This is a genomic window from Lactobacillus sp. PV012, assembly GCF_014522325.1.
Classification (GTDB): domain Bacteria; phylum Bacillota; class Bacilli; order Lactobacillales; family Lactobacillaceae; genus Lactobacillus.
Genome location: NZ_CP041983.1, coordinates 674600 through 699734, shown reverse-complemented (window position 1 = coordinate 699734; position 25135 = coordinate 674600). Strand labels below are relative to the sequence as shown.

Here is a 25135-nt window from a genome sequence, read left to right as displayed (position 1 = left end):
AATTTACTATTTATTTACATAAATAGCCTCAACAAGTAGCTCTCTAACAAAGAGAATTACTTTGCTTTGTTAACGAGAGCAACCCCGTTAATGGCTTACCTTAAAACTCACCATTACCATTATGTACTAGTCCATATTCAATACTAATTCCTATCTATTTCCACCACACATAGACTCTCTAAGAGTGAAGTTCATATTTACTCAACTAGTAAAATGTTTAATATAAATTTGTTAAAATTATATTATAATCTTCTGGAGATGATGTCAAGGATTTTTTTCATATTTTTGAAATTGCTTTTAATCATTAAACCTAGTAGACTAAAATTACTAAAAGGAGGATTTAATTTTTGAAAAATTCTGATGCTCAAAAAATGGTTAACAGACTGGAGTTCCTCAGTACGAGTTTTAATCTAGTTATTGGCTGTGGAATGATTTATTATGGAACTAATCAAGAAATCAATACTTTTGCCCGAATTTGTCTTTTAATCATAGCTATTATTATCATTTTTCTAAATCATTATACTTCGACCTGGAAAAAAGAAATTCAAGAAAAATATGATATCCCTGATGAAGTAGACGAAAAATATCTTGAATCTCCCCCTGTTTTAATCGCATCATTAATATTTTTCATCTTTGTGATCGCAGTATTAATCTTTTTTGTGCTTCATCTTCATTTTAATCTCTGGTTCATTTTAGGTTTAATCTATACCATCATAACCTTAATGACCATTTTTTTAGATTTATTAATTCAAATCATTGAGAACAAATAAAAGCGCCTTACGGCGCTTTTTAATTTTGGTAATTAATTGTTTGTGACTTTTTAGTGGCATAAGAACTTAATTCACTACCATCTAAGTCAACTTTATGCATATCAACTGCAGAAATTTGATTATCTTCATAGGTAGTGTAGTAATACATTCCTGTTTCTAAATTCATACAATCAGAATAAATGGTATATTCAAATGAATTTGGTGCTACTTCATCAAGTCCTTTAGGCTGTGCTACTGATCCTAAAACATGGAAGTAATTAGTAACATTTTCATCTTCACTCTTACCTTTTGGTGCATGTTGCAAAGCAAAAGAAACTTTTACAAAACGACCTTCTGAATCCATTCCACCTGGTAAATTATGTGTCCCAAGAGAACGACTATAGTAATTAATATCTACGCCTGGTGCAAAAGTATTTTTAGGTTCACCTGGAGTAATTCCTACATAATTTCCTAAGTTTAACATTTGTTGTGGGAAGGATGGATTATTAGTAAGGGTATGAATAGGGTTATCATAAACATGAAGTCCATCAGCATCAGGTTCAACTACAATACTTGCTCCAGTTTTATCACCTAAAATCCAGTGTAGAGGTGATGGTTGGGTTTCCTTTGAAAAAGCAGTATTAGTAATATTAAGGTTCTCCATTAACTTTTTAGCTTCAGCCACAGTTTTAGCTTGACCTAAAATATATGGAATAAATTCAAAAGATGCAACGTTAGTCATCTTAGGATTTGAAGGCATGTAAGTTGCATTACCAGCATAAGCTAATCCTGCCATACCAAGTCCAGCTTCATTAGCTGCATCGAAATATAAAGGATAATCATTAGCAATCATTGCCATGCCAATAATGGCTAAATGACTCTTCATATTTGAAACTTCACTGAATTTAAATTCATAGTTTCGAGGTGTAATTGTTACTTTTTGACCAAAAGTAATTTCTAAGTCTAAATTACGTCCAAAATAATGATTGTCTGAACTATAAAGGATTCCTGTACACATAATTACTCTCCTTATTAAAATATTTCTTTTTACTCACTTTGAGTTTAACCCCAAATTTTCTACAATTTAAATTTTAACACTTCTAATAATTAATAATTATAGTTATTATATTATTTTTCAAAAAAATACTGCTAAACATTTAACGTTTAGCAGTATTTGATTTAATAAATAGCTTTAACTTGCTCTTGAATATTTTCTCTTTCTAAGAATTCATCATAAGTCGTATCAGCACGACTGACAATTCCTTTTGGTCCAACTTCAATAATGTGATTGGCAATTGTCTGAATAAATTCATGATCATGCGAAGTAAAAATCAAAGACCCTGGGTAATCCTTTAATGCATCATTTAATGAAGTAATGGATTCTAAATCCAAGTGGTTAGTTGGGTCATCCATTACTAACACATTAGCAGGTTGTAACATCATGCGAGATAATTGACAACGAACTTTTTCTCCCCCAGAAAGCACCTTGATTTGTTTTTCGATTTCATCCCCACTAAATAGCATTCTTCCCAAAAAGCCACGTAAAAAGGTATTATCATCTTGATCCTTTTGGGCATATTGACGCAACCAGTCTAAAATAGTGAGTTCATCATTATTAAAGTTAGCGTTTAAATCTCTCGCCATATAATTAAAAGCAGTTGTTTGCCCCCAAGTTACTGTTCCAGTATCTGGAGTTACTTTACCCGTAATAATTTCCATCAAGGCAGTTGTAGCTAAGGTATTTTTGGATAAAAACGCTACCTTGTCTCCTGGACGAACCATAAAGGAAACATTATCCAGAATTTTTTCGCCATCTACTGAATATGATATATCTTCTACTTTAAGTAAATCATTTCCTAAATCACGATGTGTTTCAAATTTTACATAAGGATACTTTCTTAAAGAAGGACGAATATCATCTAAAGTAATCTTATCTAATTGCTTTTTACGTGAAGTAGCTTGCTTAGATTTAGAAGCATTGGCTGAAAAACGAGCAATGAATTCTTGTAATTCCTTGATTTTTTCTTCTTTTTTAGCATTTTGGTTTGCAGCCAATTCAGAAGCTAGTTTACTTGATTCATACCAAAAATCATAGTTCCCCACATAAAGTTGAATTTTTTGATAATCTACGTCGCACATCTGTGTACATACTTGATTTAAAAAGTGACGATCGTGAGAAACAACAATAACAATTTTAGGATAATCAGCTAAAAAGTTTTCTAACCAATTAATGCTGTGCACATCTAAACCATTAGTAGGCTCATCCAGTAATAAAATATCTGGTTCCCCAAATAAAGCTTGAGCAAGTAATACTTTAACCTTCTCCGCTTCTGGTAATTCACTCATTTTACTTTGATGCACATCTTCTGGAATTCCTAATGATTGCAATAATCTTGAAGCGTCAGCTTCTGCATTCCAACCATCTAATTCCGCAAATTTTGTTTCTAATTCTGCCGCTTTAACTCCATCTTCATCCCCAAAATCGGGCTTAGCATAAAGGGCATCTTTTTCTTTCATTACTTTATAGAGTTCTTTATGACCCTGGATAACTGTATCCAAAACCGTAAAATCTTCAAATGCAAAGTGATCTTGATTTAAGCTAGACATTCTTTCATTAGGATCAATTGCAATATTTCCAGTTGTAGGTTCTAACTTACCTTCTAATAATTTTAAAAAGGTAGATTTTCCTGCTCCATTTGCTCCAATAATTCCATAACAATTCCCAGGAGTAAATTTTAAATTTACATCTTCATAGAGGGTACGACCAGATAAGTTTAAACTTAAGTCAGATACTGTAATCAAATGTAATAATCCTTTCTACTTCAAAACTATAATGTTCTTAGTATAGCAGATTTTTTTAAACTCGCCTAGGAGAGACTTAATGTAAACTGGTAATAAAAGTGAGTAAACCAAAGATAATTCCAGGTGCATTAGCCCAGAAAACCGGCCAATCTTTTTGTCTCTTTTTTAAGGCATAGATTGACCATAAAGTACAGTTAATAGCAGCTACCAATGGCTGAACTGGACTACCATATTGTCCATGTAAATTATTCATAATTTGAGGGATGTAAGAAACATACATCAAAATTGCAATAATTGAAGCTACTTTACCTAATATGCTAATAAATAAGGTTTCTTTATTACTATTTTCATTATTTTCCATAATATTCTTCTTTCAAAAATGAGTATATGGATTATTCTATAATAATATGAAAAGGTTTTCAAATCTTTCTTATAAAAAAATCGATACAGCTCTTGCCGTATCGATCTTTAATTTATTTACTTAGCTAAAATTAGTCTAAGTCAACGTTATCTGGGAAGAAGGCTAAACGTTCACCTTTACCAAGTTGTTCTTCAATTTCAAGTAAACGGTTGTACTTTTCAACACGTTCTGAACGTGCTGGAGCACCAGTCTTCAATTGACCACCATTTACAGCAACTGAGAAGTCAGCGATGAAAGTATCACCAGTTTCACCTGAACGGTGAGAAATCATAGTGTTGTAACCATTCTTACGTGAGAGACGAATAGTTTCTAAAGTTTCAGTAACAGTACCAATTTGGTTCAACTTAATTAATGAAGCATTACCAGCACCTTCGTGAATAGCCTTGTTTAAAAGCTTAGGATTAGTACAAATGAAGTCATCTAAAACAATTTGTACACGATCTTTGTGGCTTTGAGTAAACTTAACCATTCCTTCAACATCGTTTTCATCAAATGGGTCTTCCATAGAAATTAATTCTGGGAATTCCTTAAGTAACTTGTCGTAGTAGTCACTTAATTCTTCATCAGTTAAAACTTTACCTTCCAAGTGGTACTTGCCATCTTCCTTGTTGTAGAAGTATGAAGCAGCACAGTCACATGCAATAGCAATATCTTCACCTGGCTTGTAACCAGCTTTAATAATTGATTCATGTAAAGCTTTCAAAGCTTCTTCTGAGTTCTTCATGTTAGGTGCGAAACCACCTTCATCACCTAAACCAGTTTCGTAACCCATATCTTCAAGAACTTTCTTCAAAGTGTGGTATACGTTAACAATCTTTTCGAAACCATCACGGAATGAAGTCTTCTTAACTGGAGTAATCATGAATTCTTGTAAGTCAATACCGTTGTCTGCGTGTTCCCCACCATTAATAACGTTGTGGAAAGTTTGTGGCATTTCAAGATCAGTACCACCTAAGTAGCGGTATAAAGGTTGGTGGTTATCTTTAGCAGCTGCAGCAGCAGTAGCCATAGATACACCTAAAATAGCATTAGCACCTAAACGACCCTTGTTTGGAGTACCATCTAAAGCAATCATAGTTGCATCGATGTTTGGTTGGTCGTGTGGATCCAAGCCCTTTAAAGCATCGTTAATTTCAGTATTAACATTGTTTACAGCGGTCATAACTCCCTTACCGCCAAGACGTTCACCACCGTCACGCAATTCAACAGCTTCGTTTTCACCAGTTGAAGCACCTGATGGAACTTCAGCCTTACCTACGACCCCATTTGAAAGAGTAACAAAAACTTCAACAGTTGGGTTACCACGTGAGTCAAAGATTTCAAGTGCGTGAATATTTTCAATAACTGATTTGAGCATTAGTCAAAATCCTCCTTAGAATATGTGGCGAAAAATAAATGATTATAATTCGTCGTGCTTTTGGGCTTTTTGCCCTTTGCCTACATGGATTATTTTAATGCAACTTTGTGATGTTGTAAACTTATATTCAAGAAATAATTTTCACAAAAAAACTCTGGTCCTTAAACCAGAGTTAAAAATTGTTGTGCAATTGTAAAACAAAAAATTCCTAATGTCGTTGCTCCAATAATATCAGAAGGATAATGCGCCCTCGTATTCAAGCGTGATAAAGCAACCAATACCCAGACGCTCATAATTGCGACGAAAAGAATTAGCCCACCCTTTTTTCCAAAAATGCGCCAAAGCATTAATCCCATGATTGTGACACTTAGCACATGTCCACTAGGAAAACTATATCCCTTTCTAACTTCTTGGGGTGCGACTGGACGCTTTCTTTTAAGAGAATTTTTAAGTAAAATTCCCAACAAATCTGTAAAAGCCAAAGTTAAAACTACCCAACTTCCACTATAGGGATGATGAGTAGCAAACAATGTCCCTGCTAAAATTAAGTCCCAAATGACTATTAATTTTGGTTCATTCAAAAAAGTGATAATTTGCCAAAGCTTAGTATCACTATGACGAACTAATTTATGGTGAACCCAATGATCATAAAAATTAAATAAACGAGAATTTCTTATAGTAAAAATTAAAAGAGCTAGTACTAATCCAGTACTAATTACCTCTATTGGACAAAAAAATTTCACAGCTTTACCTCAATTAATACTACCAATAGTTTAATTTTAACAGCATAATTAAATAACGGGTAGCAATTTAATTGATATAAATTACTTTTTTTGTTCCTTTTTTACAGGTATATTACTTTCAAGAAGTTTTGTTAACTCCTTAATATCTATTTGGAGAGGCTTTAATTTCATCTTCTATACCTTATTTCTATTATTAATACATTAATTCTAAAAGAAAAAGGTAAGGATTTAGTTAAGGAAATGCTAAAAAAGTGTAACATGTTTCCTTTTACCATTTAATTAAGTTTGATAAGATTAAATATTCTATGATATACTTTTAATGTTGCGGAGAGTTGGCAGAGTGGTAATGCACCGGACTCGAAATCCGGCGAACCGATTTATATCGGCGCGCAGGTTCAAATCCTGTACTCTCCTTTTTAGTCTTTAACTTAGATAACTAATTTAACTAAACAACAACTCTAGAATTTTTCTAGGGTTTTTCTTTTATGCGCATCCCTGTAAATACTGAAACACTATAGATTTACGTCGGCTTCACACTGTAAATTGCTCCTTAGGGGTTGAGGTAAATTAACTTCCATTTTACTATATCTTGCTAATTATCCTTAACTACTCAAGATACAAAAACTGTATAATTTATACCAAAATTATTGATAAAATAAAAAAGTGTATGCAGTAAAGCACACACCAAGTAATTAACCAAAGAGGTAGTAAAAAATAAAAACCTTTTTGTTAAGCGCTTGACTGGGGTGTACTACCAATACACCAAAATTCGGCGCTTTTAAGTCTATTTGTTACCAGCCTTAAGGATTTGTATAATTCTTATTGCAAAAGTAATTATAGCATGAATAGGCGTTTACTTAAAGACTTTACACATAGTGTACGGTCTTTTTTGATTAGTTGTGGAATTTAACCTAAACGCATCTTAACAACGAATCGCCCTTCTAACTATGGGGATAATCAAAATCGAAATCTTAATTTTGAGCACTTCTCTCCTTAAAGTGGAAGCCCTGTTTCTTGATACATGGATCTTTTATTTTTAATGGGATCCTCAACGTTTCTGTAAAAAGCCCCATAATCATTAGCTCTCTTTCTAACAATTATGGGGTTCTTCACTTTTTATAATAAAATGCTTTTGGCCCTTACCAAACTTCATTACAAACTAAACTTTGATGATTTAATTAATTTCTCTTCTATTCAAAATTAAATGCCAAACAAAGAATCCAATTCCAATAATAAATGCTAACCATCCCCAAAGAGCCAAATCACTGAAAGTACTTGCGTTCACAATTGAAACAAACCAAGCTATTAGCATCATTATTAAACAAGCTATATCTCCAGCCATTTTTTTCTTATTATGAGTACAAATATAAACAATTCCTGTTGCCAAATATAAAATAGCACATAACAACCCAGCACTTCCACCGCTAAGATGAGTGATGCTATTTCCGGAAATTTTCCCAATCCCTACTATACAAGCCTGAAATGTAATAAAAACAGCAATTACGATTTGTAGAATTCCGACAACTAGTTTAGTAGTTCTCATTTCAATACCTCCAATATTTACTATTTCTATCTTCAGTATAGCACCTTTAATATCCAGCTTAAAAATTAAAGGCTTTACTATGACTATACAACAATAACTTAATCAGTGGATAAGAAATAAGATTGGTAGGTTTAATTTTTACTTTGTTAAAACTTAACGAGTCATAGAATGGAACAATTCCTAATTCTGGGTTCAAATTCTTATTTGGGTCTTTTTTATAAAGGTCTCTAATAAAAACTACTATCATTATAACTAACCAGATGGCAGATAATTTAATCATCATAAGAACATGTACTCTTAAACACGCTCAAATAAAAAAGACTTAGTAAATACTTTTTGCACTTACTAAGTCTTTAACTTTCTAGCTTTCTTGTAACTTTTTCTTCCTTTGCTTTATCAAGTCTTCTAAGTCTTTTATATCTTTTTGGCTTGCTAACTCTTTTATGAATTTTTTAGCGCTTGACCTGTACCGATAAACTGCGGCTTTATCCTTATTTTTGGCGTTCCACTTGTCTAGCTTCTTTTTTTGTCCTTTTTTGTAAGTGCTTTGGTCTGTACCTTTGCGGTCCTTGCACTTATATTTCTTATAATATACCTCCTAACGTATTTAGCCGACAGATAATTTATTTTATTCCTTTGGCTGTTTACTGTAATCCATGACAATGCGATATCACCTTCACTTGCGTGGAGAACGCGGTTATTTTCATGATGAAAAAGGAACACGAGCCCTGTCGTTGAAAGAAAAAGCAGTTGTTGACAAAGTATCAAAATTGTGGAAAAATAAAAAACAATAAAAGTAGTAGTTTATGAGGGAAAACAGGGCACTGTATCTAGAAAGTGATCCAATAGAGTGGGATAATTTACACTTATTCTTAAATTGCGGACATATACAGGTTAGTCAAGACATCGGTTCAAATCCGATCACTTTTAATAAGGCTAGGCACATATTTCATTGAATTATGTGCCTTTTTCTATGCAAAAAATCAATAAAAAAATATCTCTTGTATTGTAGAGTAATTTAAAAGTAAGAAAAATAGGGAGGTGTAAAAGTCAACAAAAAGCTGGGATCACCTCCAACTTACGTGAAGAACTACCTATTATTTTACCAAAAAATTATTAATATTTTCTGCTAACTCTTTAGATTATCTTTTTTCCTATAAAAAAATGCGCTAAACTTGATAGCGGAAAGAAATTAACGGAGGTATTTTATGGAAGAAAAAGAGCTTCAAGGCTTAACAGATGCCCAAGCTCAAGTCCGTTTAAAAAAAGATGGGCTTAATGAAGTTCCAGAACCTGAATTTAATTTTATAAAAGAATTTATGGGTAAACTATGGAACCTCTCTGCTTGGATTTTAGAAGCTGCTTTATTATTAGAATGTTTTTTAGGAAAATGGATTCAGTCACTCTTTGTATTATTAATGTTGCTTTTTGCAGCATTTAATGGGGCTACTCAAAAGAAAAAGTCTCGCAAAGTTTTAAATACCATTTCCCATGAACTCACACCTACTGTTGCCGTTAAAAGAAGCGGAAAATGGATTAAGATTAACTCCAAATACTTGGTTGTTGGCGACTTAATTAGTTTAAAACGTGGGGATGTTTTAGCAGCTGACGTCAAGATTGCTCAAGGACAAATTGCTGTAGACGAAAGTTCAATTACTGGTGAATCTAAAGAAATCACCAAAAATGTCGGTGAGACTGCCTATGCGGGCACTACAGTTGTTAGCGGGGATGCACAAGCTTATGTCACTGCAACCGGTAGCAATTCTCGTTCAGGAAAAACTATCAATTTAATTAACCAATCAGCTGCTCCTGGACACTTGCAACAATTACTTACTAAGATTATCTACTATCTTTGCTTATTAGATGGTGTTTTAACCTTAATTTTAATTATCGCTGCTTTAATTCGTGGCAAAAATGTTATTGACATGTTACCGTTCTTAGCAATGATGTTTATTGCCTCAATTCCGGTAGCAATGCCATCTACTTTTGCCCTTTCAAACTCATTTGAAGCAACTCGTTTGAGTCATGAGGGAGTTTTGACATCTGATTTAACTGGTATTCAAGACGCAGCCAATTTAAATGTTCTTTTACTTGATAAAACGGGTACGATCACTGAAAATAAAACTGCAGTTGCTAGTTGGGATAACGTCTCTACTCTTCCAAGCAAGGAAGTCTTATCCCTCGCTGGTGCTGCTACAGATAAACGTAGCCCAAGTATTATCGATCAAGCAATCGATGATTACCTTGCTCAAGAAAACATTACTGCTGCAGTTCCAAGCAAATTTGTACCTTTTACTTCAAATACAGGTTATTCCATGGCCGAAGTTGATGGTAAAAATATCAAACTTGGATCATTTAAACAACTTTCTAAGATTGACCCTAGCGCCGATGAAAAAGTCAAAAATATTAACTTTGAAGCTGGTCGCTCAGTAGCAGTTTTAATTGATGACAAATTAGCAGGTATTTTCATTTTGCAAGATAAAGTGCGTGAAGATTCCGCTAGCGCCCTTAAAGAGTTAAAGCGACGCGGTATTCAACCAATTATGCTTACTGGTGACAACCAAAAAACTGCCGCCGCTGTTGCTAAACAAGTTGGTCTTCAAGGAAAAGTCATCTCAATTCAGGATTTTAATAAAGATACTGATATTAAAGACTTAGCAGGAATTGCCGATGTTTTACCTGAAGACAAGTTACGCGTAGTAAAAACGCTCCAACAAGATGGCTACATCGTTGGTATGACCGGTGATGGAGTTAATGATGCACCTGCATTAAAACAAGCCGAAGTCGGGATTGCTGTTTCAAATGCAGCTGATGTTGCTAAAAAAAGTGGTAAAATGGTGCTTTTAGACGATGGCTTAACACCAATTGTGAAAATCCTCGATGCTGGACACCGTGTTTACCAAAGAATGACTACTTGGTCTCTTACCAAGCTTTCTCGTACTGCTGAATTGACCATGCTTTTAACTTTTGGCTTCTTATTCTTCGATTATATTCCAATGGCCTTAAACGCCATGGTTATTTACACGATCATGAACAACATGGTTACAATGATGATTGGGACTGATAACACCTATATTACTTATAAACCGGAAAGCTGGAATATGGCAAAACTTGCCAAAATTGCTTTTTCACTTGCTGCCGGCTGGACAGTTATTGGCTTTAGTTTTGTTTGGTACTTAGTCGCGCATCATTACACAGCTGGCACTGTTTCCACCATGGTTTATGTTTACCTAGTTTTAAGTGCGATGCTAATTGTTTTAATTACTAGAACTAAAAAGTTTTTCTGGCAATCTCATCCCTCTAAGATGGTTGGAGTTGTGCAAATCATTGATGTGTTATTAACCTTTATCTTGGCACTCTTTGGTCTAGCAATGACGAAAATCACTCTAGTAAACCTCGGCATTACCATTGTAATTGCCTTAATTGCAGCTATTCTCATTGACTTAATCTACCAACCAATTATGAAAAACAAATAATTAAAAGAGTTAGCGAATGCTAACTCTTTTTTGATAGGTTAAAAATGTGAAGTTATATTTATTGTTCACATCAACCCAATGGCACTCCTCATTTATCAACTCAAACTTAGAGTACTCTATCTCTGGCATCTTTACATCCCCTCTAACATAAGCTTGAATTATCGTTCTTTCTAAAACACTTACTTCATCCTTAAATTCTTTAAATAAACTTGTACCGCCAATAACCCAAATTAGACAACCCTCTTGGCTCTCTATCCACCTACGCAATTGTCTAATATTTCTAAAAATTTTTACTATTTCACTATTTTTATATTTTTCTTTTAACTCTGTATTAGTTGTTATAACAACATGCAGTCTTTCAGGTAAAAGTTGGGGTAAACTTTCAAAAGTTTTTCTCCCCATTATAATTGAGTGACCCAACGTCTTTTCCCTAAAATGTTTTAAATCAGCTGGCAGCTGCCAAGGTAATTTACCTTGATAACCAATATTACCATCTAAATCTTCTGACCATATAAAACCAAGCATTTTTCCTCTCCCTACTACCTCAATTTCATAAATCTTTAAAATTATGTTAAAATTATTCAGTCAAATAATATAACAATAAAGGAGAAAAGTTAATGATTTGGACTTGGGATGTTATCCGACGTATCATTGAAGTTTTGTGGCTAATCAATGATGCTTTTGCTATCTGGACAGTTTTTCGTAGCAAACGTGACATTGCCTCAACCTGGGCTTGGCTACTAGTGTTATGTATCTTTCCTTACGTTGGTTTTATTTTATACCTCTTTGTTGGACGACAATTATCTCATGATGATATTTTTATTATCCAACAAGAACAAGAAAAGATTCGGCAAAAATTTTTAAATGAGCAACACAAACTTCTAAAGGAAAAAGATTTACTTCCTAAAAATGATAGTCATCAACGTTCACGAATGTTGGTAGATTTAAACCTCAATAATGACGATGCTATCTTAACTTTCAATAATAAAGTTAATGTCTTTATAAGTGGACCAAAACTTTTTGATAATATTATTGAAAATATTAATCAAGCTAAAATTTCAGTTGATGTGGAATTTTATACTTTTTACTCTGATGACCTAGGTAAAAGAGTACTTACTGCCTTAGAAAATGCCGCTGAGCGTGGCGTTAAAGTTCGCGTTTTATATGATACCAGTGGTTCAAGAGGAACACATCCTAAATTTTTTAAGCATCTAGAAGAATTGGGTGGCTACGCACAAGCTTTTATCTCTGATTCTGGCAATCACTTTTTTACCACTCCAAGACTTAACTATCACTTACATCGAAAACTTGTGATTATTGACCACAAGATTGGGTACATTGGTGGCTATAACATTGGCGATCAATATGTTAACAAGAGTGCAAAATTTGGTCATTGGCGTGATACTCACTTACGTGTCGTCGGTCAAGCGGCTGTAATGATGGAAATTCGTTTTGCAATGGATTGGAATACTACCTGTCGTAAAACCCACTTACCTAAGTTTGATATTGAAAAAGAAATTGCTAACTTCAAGCTTCAACCACCAACTGATGATCCAAATACTGTACCAATGCAAATTGTATCCTCAGGCCCCGATAGCGAAGATTATGGAATTCGCCGCGCCTATGAAGGAATTATTGCAACTGCCAAAGAATATGTTTATATTCAAACCCCTTATCTAATTCCTGGTGATCCCATACTTGAAGCATTAATCATCGCCGCAAAAAGCGGTGTTGATGTACGTATTATGGTTCCTTGTATGCCGGACCATCCTTTTGTTTATCGTGCGACTGAATATTATTCAAAATATCTCACTAGCCAAGGGATTAAAGTTTACAAATATAACGATGGATTCATTCATGCTAAAACTATGGTCAGTGGTTCAAATATTGCTTCTGTTGGATCAGCCAATCAAGATTTTAGAAGCTACAAACTTAACTTTGAAGTTAACGCCTTCACCTATAGTCCTGAATTGACTCAAAAACTAAAGGCAATTTTTGAAAATGATTTAAAAGATTGTACTTTAATGACAAATGAATACTTTGCCAAGCAATCTCACTGGCGTAAATTTAAGCAATACTTTTCTAGATTGCTATCACCAGTATTGTAATTTCAAAAAGTCACATCTCCTAAGTTGTGGCTTTTAATTTATCCTTTATACAAAAATCTCCCTACCAAATTAATGATATAGGGATTTAACTTATTTTTTTCTTGAGCCTTTAACGTCAGCAATTCCCTCCACTTACGTGGAGAAATGACTATCTGCTCAAGATATGATGTCATTTGTTAATAATCACCTCCACTTACGTGGAGAAATGATAAATTGTTCTTTTGATTTAAAACTCATCTTATAATCACCTCCACTTACGTGGAGAAATGACTAAAAAGATCCCAGTAAATTAAGCTTCGCTTCATCACTTTACTAAAAATTTTATCACTTTTAAATGGCTATTACTACAAAAGGTTGGCAACTAAGTACCAACCTTTTTCATTTACCTCATTACATTGTCATCATATTCTGAAATATGACACCATAGTATGTCTATTGCTATTATTATAACAATTTTATTTAAATTGTAAATCTTGGTAAATCATAAAAAAGCAAATTATTACGCTAATTACGTAAAAGACACCCGAATAACTTCGAGTATCTTTTTTGTAGTCAATTAACAACTTACTTAAAGGATTTCCAATGAACAAAATATATCTTCACAACCAACTAAAGTATATTACTTGTATTTTTATTTTAGCTTCTAAGTGTTTTTAAATATTCCAAGTATGATTTTGCACTTTTATATTAAAAATTAATTCTATGGGGTAAATTTTAACAGTTAGAGTATTTTTGTTAAATAATCTGTAACCTGAAATTGATATGAACCCTAAAATTAGGACATATTATTAATTAGCTTTGATTCATAATCGCATTCCGATATTCAATCGGTGTGCGATTTTTTAGTACAGTTTTAATTCGTTTAGTATTGTAATATTCAATATATTCTTTGATGGCTTCTTCTAACTCATCTAAATTACTAAAATTATTTTCGAATCCATAAAACATTTCTCTTTTAAGTATGCCAAAGAAACCCTCCATCATGCCATCATCTAAAGAATTACCTTTACGTGACATACTTTGGGTTATGCCATGATTTTTAAGCCATGATTGAAAGAGAGGATGTTGATATTGCCAGCCTTGATCAGTATGAAATACTAAACCATTAAGGGCCGGATACTTTTTATAGGCCAGCTTTAACATATCCATTACTTGCTTTAAAACAGGATGACGACTTAGAGTATAAGAGACAATCTCTTGTGTGCAACCGTCCATAATTGGGGATAGATAAAGCTTTTCACCATTCAAATGAAATTCCGTCACATCTGAATACCACTTTTTATTTGGAATTACAGACTTGAAATTACGTTTAATCAAGTTACTTTTGATCTTACCTACAGTTCCACGATAGCTTGAATATTTATGCTTACGTCTAATGGCAATGCCATATAAGTGCATTTTAGTCATTAGACGTTTTACTTTCTTATGATTGATTTTAAGTCCTTCACGTTGAAGTTGTGCAGTAATTCTTCTATAACCGTAGCGATGTTTGTGCTCTTCATATACTTCTTTGATCCTTTCCATGATATTTTGGTTTTTCCTATCTTTATCATCATGTCCTTGAACATAGTAATAATTACTCCTAGATAGGTGAGGAAGGTCAGGTTTAGAATTGATCACTTTAAGCACAAAACTCACAGTCACATGAAGTTCTTGCCTTAGCTGTGTGACTGCAGAAACTATTTCTTGTGCTTTTGGTTTCTGATTCTTTGTGCCACTAAGGCATCTAATTTTTTTATAAATTCGTTCTCGACAGTAAGCTCTAAATTCTTTTGTTTGAGGTCCTTGATTTGCTTTTGAAGTTCTTGAATCTGTTTGTCTTTGTTCTGCATTAGATCTTCTACCTTTCTTATGATTAATGACATTATACCCATTTTCTTTGTATTTGCGAACCCAATTGTAAAGCATGGCCCTACTACGTAAACCAAGATCTAATGATATTTGGGACATAGTTTCGTCTCCTGAAAGAACCCTTCTAATTGCCTTTTCTTTAAATTCTATTGAATAAAAAGTATAGGGCTTATCTAGGATTTCTAATCCATATTTATCGATTAATTTAAATAAGTATCTAAGACTATCAGAGGTAATTCCATATTCTTTTCCTAATTGAAGAGAAGATTTACCGTAATATTTCCAATTATTATAAATATCAATTTTATCTTGTTTAGACAGTTTAGTCATAATAAAAAACCTCGAAATTCTTGTCCGAATTTCGGGGTTCATATCAAATTATAAAATACGAGTACTTTTAAATGAATAATTTATTACTAATTTTCATTTTTCTTTTAACATTTCTTCTCTTTCAGAGATGTATTTTTTAATGTTTTCTAGGTCTTCTTGTGTGGCTAACTTTAAAATAAAACTTTTTGTAGTCGACCTTTTAACTATATAGGATTTTTTCTCTTTATTTTTTTGGTCCCATTTTTTATTTGCTTTAACTTTTGCGGGTGTTAATCTACTCATTTACTTCTCTTTCTAAATTTTATTACTGTTCCTTTAACGAAGTAAAAACAAAATCTTAATATAGCTACCACTAATATTATTAAACTTCCGAATAGTACGTAATCTAAAATTGTATTCATAGTATTAATTTGAAATGCTTGTTATAATGTTACAGTATAGGCAGAAGCTCTAACTCCCGGCTTTATGCTTATTTTCTTTTATATGTTCAAGCATTTCATTTCCTCCTGTCATCTATTGATATTACACGTTATAACGTGTAATATCAATATAAATAATGAAAATATTTATATTTACATACAAAATAACCACCTACGAATTAACGTAAGTGGTCAAAAATTAATAAAACATGCCCGTACTATCCTCACGTACAATAGCACTTTTATAAGGTATATAATACTACATGCCATAATTATAGCAATAATATTATTGTTTACAATATTAAAAATAGACTTTTTACTAAATATAAAGTCTATTTAACCAACTAATAGGTAAGTGCAATTAAATCATCAACTTCTTTTACGAATGCGACGGGAGCACTACCTATTTTTTTATGTGCTCTCGCCTTTAAATCTATGGCTTTTTCTTGCGATAGAAGTAATTGACCATGCACCGGCAAATCATCTGGTAGATCTACATTTAGGGGAAACTTCTTAACTTTTGATGTAATAGGAACAACCTTGTACATTCCATTACACATCTTATTAAATCCATTGTTTGACACTATCATAACAGGCCTCATTCCTGCCTGTTCATGTCCTCGTACGGGATTTAAGTTCACATAAAGTAAATCTCCCTTTTTTAAATAGTCCACCTCTTCACTTCCTTTCAATAAAAGTATAAATTTACAATAGCTCCCTTCCTTCAGGATTACCCCAATCGTACTCAACTGATTTGCCAGGATTTTCTTTTTCCCAATCAGCCCAATACTTTTTATAATCAAATCCCTCAAATAATTCTTCGATTGTTTGAGGCTTTTTTTTCTTTTCTAAAATTATATTTTTATTTTTATCAACTTTTATATTAAAAGTTTCATTACGGTCTACTTTTGCTTCTTCTAAGATACTCTTGGGGATCCTTACAGCTTGTGAATTCCCCCAAGAATTTAAATGAGTAGTTTGCATAGTAATCTCCTTGAATCATGTAATCAGTCTTTATATTAAGTATATCATTTTGTATAAACATAAATCAATCTTGAATAATTTTTATGAACGCAAAGAGTTTGAAGAGTTTCTAGGATATGCCAAAAATTATGATTTCAAAAAATATGTTTTTTATGATTTTGGCTAATGCTGGCACTAGGCGTGGAGAAGCCTTAGCTTTAACTTGGAAAGACATAGACTTTAAGCATAACCAGATTTTTCTAACAAAAACTGTGGCTTTATCCCTTAGCAAATCACCCGTCATCAATCCAATAAAAAACGGGTTATCTCATACAGTCCCTATGTCTAAAAGCCTCAAAAGTACTCTACTAGAGTACAAAGAAATTCAAAAATCGCTTGGAGACACTAACTCTTTGCTATTTCACACTAGAATACCTGTAGCTGGTAGAAAACCTGAAAACCAATTCCTAGTTAGAACTCAAGCAGCAGAAGATTGGATACATGAAATATATGATTTTAGTGACAAGCAAGTTAAGCACTGGAATGCTGAACACCCAGATAATAAAAAAAGCCATTAAGGAGAATCACTCCCCATGGCTTTCGTCATATCCTAGCCACTCTTCTTTATGAAGGTAACTCAAGTATTAGACCTAAAGATGTGCAGTATATGCTCGGGCATAAGTCTGTAAATACAGCTTTAGAATTTTATACCCATATAACCAAAAAACAAAAAGAAAATCTTTCGGATTCACTTGATAATTTAGATCTATAGTGATCTAAGCTTACGCTAAAAATAAATTTACTGCGTAATAAGTACTGATAGCACAGGCTTATCCACTATCTCATTACATTGTCATCGTATTTTACCAATGAAAAAATATCAGTATCTGGGAACTTTTCACGGCCCTTTAAATTCATTAACTCAATATAAAAAGCTGCTCCCACTACTTCACCACCAAGTCGTTCTACCAATTCTTTAGTAGCATGCAAGGTACCAGCAGTAGCCATTAAATCATCACATACCACTACTTTTTGACCTGGTTTAATTGCATCTTTATGAATTTCCAATGAATTTGAGCCATATTCTAAATCATATGAAGCTCTTTCTACTTCACGAGGTAACTTATGAGGTTTACGAGCTGGAACAAAACCTACTCCAAGCTCAGTTGCTACTGGGCAACCAACAATAAATCCTCTTGCTTCTGGCCCAACAATTACATCTGCTCCACGACTCTTAGCATATTCAGCTAATTCGTGAGTTGCTGCACGATACAGTTCCCCATTTTGTAAAATTGGGGTCATATCACGAAAGATAATACCCTTATTTGGAAAATCTTCTACACTTGCAATATATTTACTGAAATCAATTGCCATTAAAGCAAACCTCCATTTAATTTAAGTACAAATTGTACATCTTAACTGTTATATTTTACCAAAATTTTGTTTAAAAGGCATTAAAAATCTTGTCAACTCAACTATTTCAAAGAATTTTTATAGTTATCAATATAAGTTATTAATTGTTGACTAGGCAAACTATGCAGCTGCTTTGTAAATTTAATTCCTTGAGCGACACTTTGATAGTAACGAGATTGAGTGAGGGATTTTTTAACAGAATCAGTTATTGGGACGATTTTATCTTCTTCATATTTAATTAGTCCTAAGTCAAAGAAGACCCTCAAGATAAATAAAATGCTTGCATAATTCATCCCCAAATATCCAGTTACCTTTTGATAGTCCTCTAAACTTAACCCAGTATGAGCTGCTACATACTGCCATACTTTTCCAAATTCTTGGCGACTAGGTAATCTTGATAAAGTAAGAGCATCAGTTAAAAATCTCAAATATATTTCTTGGTAATTTTGTTGCAACACTTTCTCTAAAGCAACTTTACTTGCTGGAGTATCTAAAAGAACAATCTTTTCGTCACTTTCATGATAATCTTTTGACAAAATTACTTTTTCAGGAGCAATACCCAAGTTTTTAACCGCCCAATCTTTATTTTTGGCATTAAAAAGCAAATATTTGTCCGCAAATCCCATAATGTATGAATCTTGTCGCAAATCAATTATTGAATTCGATTTGTTCAACGTTACTAAAGGAGAATCATAATCAATTCCTTCAATCATGGCTTGCAGATTTACCTTATTGCGAAATTCATTTGTACTAACTTTAACATATAACTTATGAATAAAAGGCAACAAACCTTCATTCAAATATCCCTTGCTAAAACCTAAGGTTTTAATCTTACCTGTTGGCAATTGGCTAGTAAAACTCACATGGCTTTTATCAGCCCCAATTTTTCTAAAATTACTAATTTTCGGTGCTGTCATACTAAAAATAGGGGCTGGATTAGCTGTGCCATAAGGGCCTAATTCCTGAATTTGTTGGATAGTTTCTAAATTAATCTCATCAAGTGGTAATTCAAAGTCATATTCCTTGGTTGCTTCAATTTTTCCACCAGTAAAACTTTCTTCAAACTTCTGGCGCAAAAGTTCTAGATTTTCTTCTTTTAATGAAAGCCCACAAGCAAAATCATGTCCACCAAACTTTGTGAGAATTTCCTCCTTAGTTGGACTTAAAGCATCGAATAAATTAAAACCTGCTTCCGCTCTTCCTGAACCTTTTAGCTCGCCACTTTCATCCCTAGTCAAAATAATAGTTGGTTTATGAAGAGTTTGTACTACTTTATTCGCAACTAATCCTAAAACTCCTTCATGAAAATCAGGATCATAGATAACTAAAGTCGATTTATTCTGCCAACCATGTTTTTTTACTTGTGCTAGAGCTTTTTGATAAACTTCTTGGGTTAAATCTTTTCTTTCCTGATTTAAATCTTCTAGTTTATCAGCTAATTTTTGCGCCTCAGTCTCATCATCACTTAACAGTAAAGCTACTGCTAATGAAGCATCAGCTAATCTACCAACTGCATTAAGGCGGGGTGCAATTGCAAAACCAATATCTTCATCCGTCACCGTACCTAATTTTAAACCGGCATTTTTAATTAATGCTCGCAGCCCAGGTCGTTCCGTTTGATTTAAGACTTCCAGACCCTTTTTTGTTAAAAGATGGCCTTCTCCATCAACTCTTACCATATCTCCAATTGTTCCAACTAAAGCGAGGTCAAGTAATTCACGCATACTATCGCCCATTAAAGCCCTAGCAATTGTGTAAGCAACTCCTGCGCCACAGTAATCATCAAAAGGATACTTCTGATTTGGATAATTACAATGCACTAAGGCATAAGGTTCAGGCACTTTTTCTTGGAAAGTATGGTGGTCCGTTAAAATTGTATCTACTCCTTTGCTTTTTGCATAAGCGATTTCATCAACCCCAGTTACCCCATTATCTACTGTAATGATTAATTTTGTTCCATCTGCTACTATGTCTTCATAACGTTTCATATTTGGACCATAGCCATCTTTGAAACGATTTGGAATAAAATAATGGACGTCTGCTCCTAAAATTTCTAAGACCTCGACCATAATTGCTGTTGCTGTGATACCGTCAGCATCATAATCCCCGTAAACGGTAATTTTTTCACCACTATCAATAGCTTGGTTAATTCTTTGAACTGCCTTATCCATGTCATGCATTAAAAATGGATCCGCAAAATTTTCTTCAGTTGCCTTTAACCAAAAATCTAATTTTTCTGCGGTATTAATTTCTCGATTAGCAAGTAACTTAGCCTGTAATGGGGTTAAAGAATACTCACTGACCAATTCTTCTGGCATTTCCGGTGCTTGACGCTGCTTCCATTTCATTACTTTCCCTCATTTCAAAATTAAAAAAGCTACATAGTCAGCGAGACTAATGTAGTCTTTTTCTACTTTAATTTAAAAGTTTGCAATTTTTCTTTAGTTGCGTTTTCTGTTTTGATTAACTTTCCTCGCACTGCCCAACGATTTACCCCGCCATCAGCACAGGTAATTAAAGTTACAATACTCTTTTTCGTGTTATTTACTAACCAAACAGAAGTTGGATCAACTTTTTTCTTCCAATAAATTCGGTAGACATATACTTTCTTTAGATTAGTTAGGTAAACATCTTCACCCTTTTTAGTATTTTCCAGTGGAGAAAATAAGACACCATTTGCTGTCATATAGTGACCTGCTAATGGATAGTTTCCCTTCCCCATAACTTGATTAGCACGCATTGTTCCCCCACCTGTCGATAAGGAATCATCACTTAGACCTTTAAGAATAGGCAGATACATTTTTACTGCTGGAATTGCAATTGCTCCAATTGCATTTGAAGTATTCTTTACCCTACTTTTTGTTACTTTGCCAAAATCAATATCTTTTACTTTCGAGTAATCAAACATTCCTTTTTTCTTTTCATTTTTTTCTACTGAGGAACGACTGATGCTCTTCAAGGCTGTAGTTTGATTTTGCTTAACCATTGCATCGCGGATTTTAGGGCTAAAAATTAAAGCTACACCTACCACCAACAAAATTATCGCTATTACTCTTAGCCATATTGTTGATTTACTAGTTTTACTTTTCTTTGAAGAATCTTTTTTCATAAAAACAACTCACTCATCTTTACGTAAATTATCTCAATTTTTGAATCTTTTTCTATTATACAGGAAGTTAGGCAAAGTGTTAATTATTGAAAAAAAGAGTACCAAATTACTGATACTCCAAACTTTGAAAAAATTATTTATCTGGACGGCTTCACACCTATTACAGCTTGCTACTGCTATATCTACATTAAATAATCTGTAATACAAAATTTATAAAATTTGAGTACTTGTGATTTGTATAAAAAAGCCCTTGCATTTGAAACAGCAAGAGCACAACTAAAGCTAAAAAGCTAAACAGACACCTAAAGTAACCAGCTTTAGGTATTTCTTAGGCATGAGCCTCCTAATATGCTAGTATAATGGAAACCATATGAAAGAGTTTTCTCCAAAATAATAAAAGAGTACCAAATTATTGATACTCTAAAAATTTAAAAGTTTTACTTACCCTTGATGTCATCATCATTCATCTTAAGAACTGCCATAAATGCATCTTGTGGTACTTCTACCTTACCAACGGCTTTCATTCGCTTTTTACCACGACGTTGCTTCTCAAGGAGTTTTGCACGTCTATCAGGATCTCCTGTGTGAATCTTCCAAGTAACATCTTTACGATAAGGTTTAATTGTCGCACGTGAAATAATTTTTGCTCCAATTGCACCTTGAATATCAACTTCAAAGTTTTGACGTGGAATTAGTTTCTTAAGTAATGTAGTCATTTGACGAGCACGTGCTTGAGCCTCATCACGATGGGCAATAAAACTTAAAGCATCAATCGGTTCTTTGTTAAGTAACATATCAATTTTTACCAAGTTAGTTGCACGATAACCTGTAATTTCATAATCAAGGGATGCATAACCTTTAGTTGAAGATTTTAAATCATCAAAGAAATCAAAAATAATTTCAGCTAATGGCATATTGTATTTAACATTTACACGGTATTTATCCATATAATCCATTGTGATAAATTCTCCGCGCTTACGTTGACACAATTCCATAACTGGTCCTACAAAATCATTAGGAACCATGATTTCCGCTTTCACATAAGGTTCTTGAACTTCTTTGTACTCTCCTGCTTCTGGAAGATCTGCTGGGTTATCAATTAACTTAGTTGATCCATCATTCATAATTGCATGATAATCAACACTTGGCGCCGTCATAATTAAATCAATGCCAAATTCTTGTTCCAGTCTTTCTTGGACCACATCCATATGTAGTAAACCTAAGAAACCACACCGGAAACCAAAACCAAGTGCTTGAGAGGTTTCTGGCTCAAATTCCAAAGCTGCATCATTTAATTGTAATTTTTGTAATGCTTCTTTTAAATCATCATATTTTTGGTTATCAACTGGATACATTCCTGAATAAACCATTGGTGGAATTTGACGATAGCCTGGTAAAGGTTCAGGAGTTGGATTTTCAGCACTTGTAATGGTATCCCCAACACGAGTTTCACGAACAGACTTAATGTTGGCAGTAATGTAACCTACATCCCCAGCAATTAACATATCTTTCTTAACCGGATTAGGACTAGAAACACCAACTTCAGTAACTTCAAAGTCTTTTCCAGTGTTCATAATTCTAATCTTATCGCCAGGTTTAACAGTCCCTTCTTCAATTCTTACGGCTAAAACTACCCCACGATAATCATCATATTTTGAATCAAAAATTAAAGCTTTAAGGGGAGCTTCAATATCTCCTTCTGGCGCCGGAATATCTTGGACAATTCTTTCAAGTAATTCAGGAATTCCTTGGCCAGTCTTTCCAGATACTTCGACAGCGTCTTCAGCATCAAGACCAATCATTTCTTCAATTTCGCTCTTACACATTTCTGGATCAGCAGATGGTAAGTCGATTTTGTTAATGACTGGAAGAATTTCTAAATCATCATCAATAGCTAAATAAGTATTTGCTAAAGTTTGAGCTTGCACACCTTGAGTTGCATCAACTACTAAAAGCGCACCTTCACAAGCAGCAAGTGAACGAGATACTTCATAAGAAAAGTCCACGTGTCCTGGCGTATCAATTAAGTGGAAAATATAATCTTCACCATTTTTGGCATGATACTTAACTTGGACAGAGTTTAACTTAATCGTAATTCCACGTTGACGCTCTAATGGCATATCATCAAGTAATTGCTCTTTTAACTCTCTTTTTGAAACAGTATCAGTTAATTCCAAAATTCTATCAGCAATTGTAGATTTACCATGATCAATATGAGCTACAATTGAAAAGTTTCTGATATGCTTTTGGTAGTCTTTTAATTTTTCAATATCCATAAATTTCACCCTATTCTTTTCTAATTATAACAAAGCTTTATGGCTTATTTAATTACTAAAAATTAATTATCTATTGTGCTAAAAAGTTCTTCTATCTTAGTAGCAATTCTTTTTTGTTCGTTGAGTGGTGGGAGAGGAACAGGAGTATTTTTAACTACATTTCCATTTACAGCTTTAAATGTACTTCCTGTAGAATTAGTCTCAAAATATGTTTTAGCAGATGCCAAATAATAAAAAATATATTTTTTATTATTGATCAATCCGTTGATTCCAGCTAAACCACGTCCAATTACCATTGACCGATCAGTCAAATTTACATCCCCAACTGGAGCCCGGACAGCCATAAGAATATAATCTGAATTTATTAATTTTTTATCATCGGTTGTATACTTAGAAGACTTCCCAATTATTTCATCGGTAAATTCAGTCTTTCCCTGATGAAATTCATAACCTATTCCTTTTTCATTTACATTAGTACCTTTAGGAGCTTGTCCCATTTGAATATCAGATACATCCCCCAATCTCACCCATTCCCAACTATCAGGAATATCAAAAGGCTTTTCCTCATCTGTAATTTCAGGAAGCGGCTTAGTTTTCTTGATTTTCTTTTCTTTGATTAGTTGTTCTTTTTTAGCATTAATCTGCTCAACTAAAATACTTGCGGATTCATCATTTTTATCTTGGTCAACAAGCTTCCCTTGTATCCCTAAACTAAGAATCTTTTCTTTTAACTCTCCTTGTAAATCTTCATACTTCTTTTGAGCTTGTTCAATAGTATTAAGTAAAGCAAAAAGTTCTTCAATTTTGGCAGCAATTCGTTTTTGTTCGTTAAGTGGTGGGAGCGGGATAATAGTTTGGCCAAACTTTGTTCCTGATATTTCCTTGAAAGTAGTCCCAGATGCTCTTTTTTCCATATCAGGTACTCTAAACTTTAAAGCATTATATAAATACGAAGGCGATGTGTTGCCAAATATTGTTACTGATTTACACCCCTGATTAGTCGTATATTCAAAAGGAACTAAATTAATATAACCTATTGGTGCACGACTAGATACAACTAAAGAATTAGCTGGAATTAATTTTGCCGACGAGTGCGCCAACCCTTCTTCATTTATATATTTTATATTTTTACTTCTAAATATTTTTTCATCTTTTACTTCTGACATTACTGCTGGAGTGATCCAAGGAATATTTCCATTTTCCCAATAAGATTTTTCCTTCGTCTTTGGAGTACCACCGGATATAATTTCTCCTATTTCCCCCAATCTCACCCATTCCCAACTATCAGGAATATCAAAAGGCTTTTCCTCATCTGTAATTTCAGGAAGTGGTTTAGCTTTCTTGATCTTTTTTTCTTTGATTAATTGTTCTTTTTCTATTCTAATCTTCTCAAGCAAAACACTTGCAGGTTCATCATTTACATCTTGTTTAACCAGTTTCCCTCGCATTGCTAAATCAAGGATTTTTTCCCGCAATCCCTGCACATCAGCTTTTAATTTTTCTACCTTATTCACTAAGAACGCCACCACCTATAAATTACTCTTTAATCAATCTTATTAATTATACTATGTTTCC

21 protein-coding genes and 1 tRNA gene are annotated in these 25135 nt (G+C 33.5%); 6 read left to right on the top strand and 16 right to left on the bottom strand.

The features are described from left to right. Window positions 1–347: 347 nt before the first annotated feature. Window positions 348–770 (top strand): hypothetical protein, encoded by a 423-nt coding sequence (locus FP433_RS03515; RefSeq protein WP_265482879.1) that lies wholly within the window; start codon window positions 348–350, stop codon window positions 768–770. A gap of 19 nt (window positions 771–789) precedes the next feature. Here FP433_RS03515 and bsh read toward each other — a convergent pair whose 3' ends face one another. The 5 genes from bsh to FP433_RS03490 all read right to left on the bottom strand — a co-directional run bounded on the left by bsh (window position 790) and on the right by FP433_RS03490 (window position 6072). Further along, window positions 790–1767: a choloylglycine hydrolase gene (bsh, locus tag FP433_RS03510; protein ID WP_265487163.1), complete on the bottom strand. Its 978-nt coding sequence runs from the start codon at window positions 1765–1767 to the stop codon at window positions 790–792. A gap of 161 nt (window positions 1768–1928) precedes the next feature. Beyond that, on the bottom strand, window positions 1929–3551 hold the full coding sequence (locus FP433_RS03505; protein WP_265487161.1) for an ABC-F family ATP-binding cassette domain-containing protein: 1623 nt from the start codon (window positions 3549–3551) through the stop codon (window positions 1929–1931). Between the two features lie 76 nt (window positions 3552–3627). Then, window positions 3628–3912, bottom strand: a complete 285-nt coding sequence (locus FP433_RS03500) for a SemiSWEET family transporter (protein WP_265482882.1) — start codon at window positions 3910–3912, stop codon at window positions 3628–3630. 130 nt (window positions 3913–4042) lie between these two features. Continuing rightward, window positions 4043–5329, bottom strand: coding sequence for a phosphopyruvate hydratase (gene eno / locus FP433_RS03495; RefSeq protein WP_265482883.1), 1287 nt, complete (start codon window positions 5327–5329; stop codon window positions 4043–4045). A gap of 161 nt (window positions 5330–5490) precedes the next feature. Further along, the gene (locus FP433_RS03490) at window positions 5491–6072 is read right to left on the bottom strand and encodes a phosphatase PAP2 family protein (RefSeq protein ID WP_265482884.1); all 582 of its coding nucleotides are present in this window, start codon (window positions 6070–6072) and stop codon (window positions 5491–5493) included. Between the two features lie 326 nt (window positions 6073–6398). Here FP433_RS03490 and FP433_RS03485 point away from each other — a divergent pair. Next, window positions 6399–6486, top strand: a tRNA-Ser gene (locus tag FP433_RS03485). Window positions 6487–7246: 760 nt separating this feature from the next. Here the strand turns inward: FP433_RS03485 and FP433_RS03480 are convergent. Next, window positions 7247–7615, bottom strand: coding sequence for a hypothetical protein (locus tag FP433_RS03480; RefSeq protein WP_265487160.1), 369 nt, complete (start codon window positions 7613–7615; stop codon window positions 7247–7249). A gap of 1208 nt (window positions 7616–8823) precedes the next feature. Here FP433_RS03480 and FP433_RS03475 point away from each other — a divergent pair. Then, complete coding sequence (locus FP433_RS03475) at window positions 8824–11091, top strand: HAD-IC family P-type ATPase (protein ID WP_265482887.1); 2268 nt, start codon at window positions 8824–8826, stop codon at window positions 11089–11091. 9 nt (window positions 11092–11100) lie between these two features. On the opposite strand, the gene FP433_RS03470 is transcribed toward FP433_RS03475, so the two are convergent. After that, window positions 11101–11616 (bottom strand): dihydrofolate reductase, encoded by a 516-nt coding sequence (locus FP433_RS03470; RefSeq protein ID WP_265482888.1) that lies wholly within the window; start codon window positions 11614–11616, stop codon window positions 11101–11103. Window positions 11617–11708: 92 nt separating this feature from the next. Between FP433_RS03470 and cls the strand changes: the two genes are divergently transcribed. Continuing rightward, window positions 11709–13199 (top strand): cardiolipin synthase, encoded by a 1491-nt coding sequence (cls, locus tag FP433_RS03465; protein ID WP_265482889.1) that lies wholly within the window; start codon window positions 11709–11711, stop codon window positions 13197–13199. A gap of 792 nt (window positions 13200–13991) precedes the next feature. Here the strand turns inward: cls and FP433_RS03460 are convergent. From FP433_RS03460 to FP433_RS03445, 4 genes are all read right to left on the bottom strand, one after another. Then, window positions 13992–15380 (bottom strand): IS3 family transposase, encoded by a 1389-nt coding sequence (locus tag FP433_RS03460; RefSeq protein WP_265482988.1) that lies wholly within the window; start codon window positions 15378–15380, stop codon window positions 13992–13994. A 93-nt stretch (window positions 15381–15473) separates the two neighbouring features. Then, a complete protein-coding gene (locus FP433_RS03455; RefSeq protein ID WP_265482990.1) occupies window positions 15474–15662 on the bottom strand; it encodes a hypothetical protein in 189 nt (62 codons plus the stop codon). 481 nt (window positions 15663–16143) lie between these two features. Continuing rightward, entirely contained in the window at window positions 16144–16473 is a 330-nt protein-coding gene (locus tag FP433_RS03450; protein ID WP_265482992.1) for a type II toxin-antitoxin system PemK/MazF family toxin, read from the bottom strand. Between the two features lie 31 nt (window positions 16474–16504). Then, the gene (locus FP433_RS03445; protein ID WP_265482993.1) at window positions 16505–16783 is read right to left on the bottom strand and encodes an AbrB/MazE/SpoVT family DNA-binding domain-containing protein; all 279 of its coding nucleotides are present in this window, start codon (window positions 16781–16783) and stop codon (window positions 16505–16507) included. A 116-nt stretch (window positions 16784–16899) separates the two neighbouring features. On the opposite strand from FP433_RS03445, the gene FP433_RS03440 reads away from it, so the two are divergent. Both FP433_RS03440 and FP433_RS07535 read left to right on the top strand, forming a co-directional pair. Beyond that, complete coding sequence (locus tag FP433_RS03440) at window positions 16900–17340, top strand: tyrosine-type recombinase/integrase (RefSeq protein WP_265482994.1); 441 nt, start codon at window positions 16900–16902, stop codon at window positions 17338–17340. Window positions 17341–17345: 5 nt separating this feature from the next. Next, on the top strand, window positions 17346–17534 hold the full coding sequence (locus FP433_RS07535; protein ID WP_416202981.1) for a tyrosine-type recombinase/integrase: 189 nt from the start codon (window positions 17346–17348) through the stop codon (window positions 17532–17534). A gap of 65 nt (window positions 17535–17599) precedes the next feature. Here FP433_RS07535 and FP433_RS03435 read toward each other — a convergent pair whose 3' ends face one another. From FP433_RS03435 to FP433_RS03415, 5 genes are all read right to left on the bottom strand, one after another. Then, entirely contained in the window at window positions 17600–18136 is a 537-nt protein-coding gene (locus FP433_RS03435; protein ID WP_265482995.1) for an adenine phosphoribosyltransferase, read from the bottom strand. 101 nt (window positions 18137–18237) lie between these two features. Continuing rightward, window positions 18238–20523: a single-stranded-DNA-specific exonuclease RecJ gene (gene recJ, locus FP433_RS03430; protein WP_265482997.1), complete on the bottom strand. Its 2286-nt coding sequence runs from the start codon at window positions 20521–20523 to the stop codon at window positions 18238–18240. A 62-nt stretch (window positions 20524–20585) separates the two neighbouring features. Next, window positions 20586–21284, bottom strand: coding sequence for a class A sortase (locus FP433_RS03425; protein ID WP_265482999.1), 699 nt, complete (start codon window positions 21282–21284; stop codon window positions 20586–20588). Window positions 21285–21721: 437 nt separating this feature from the next. Then, window positions 21722–23560, bottom strand: coding sequence for a translation elongation factor 4 (gene lepA, locus FP433_RS03420; RefSeq protein ID WP_265483000.1), 1839 nt, complete (start codon window positions 23558–23560; stop codon window positions 21722–21724). A 62-nt stretch (window positions 23561–23622) separates the two neighbouring features. Further along, window positions 23623–25074: a restriction endonuclease subunit S gene (locus FP433_RS03415; protein WP_265483002.1), complete on the bottom strand. Its 1452-nt coding sequence runs from the start codon at window positions 25072–25074 to the stop codon at window positions 23623–23625. Window positions 25075–25135: the final 61 nt, after the last annotated feature.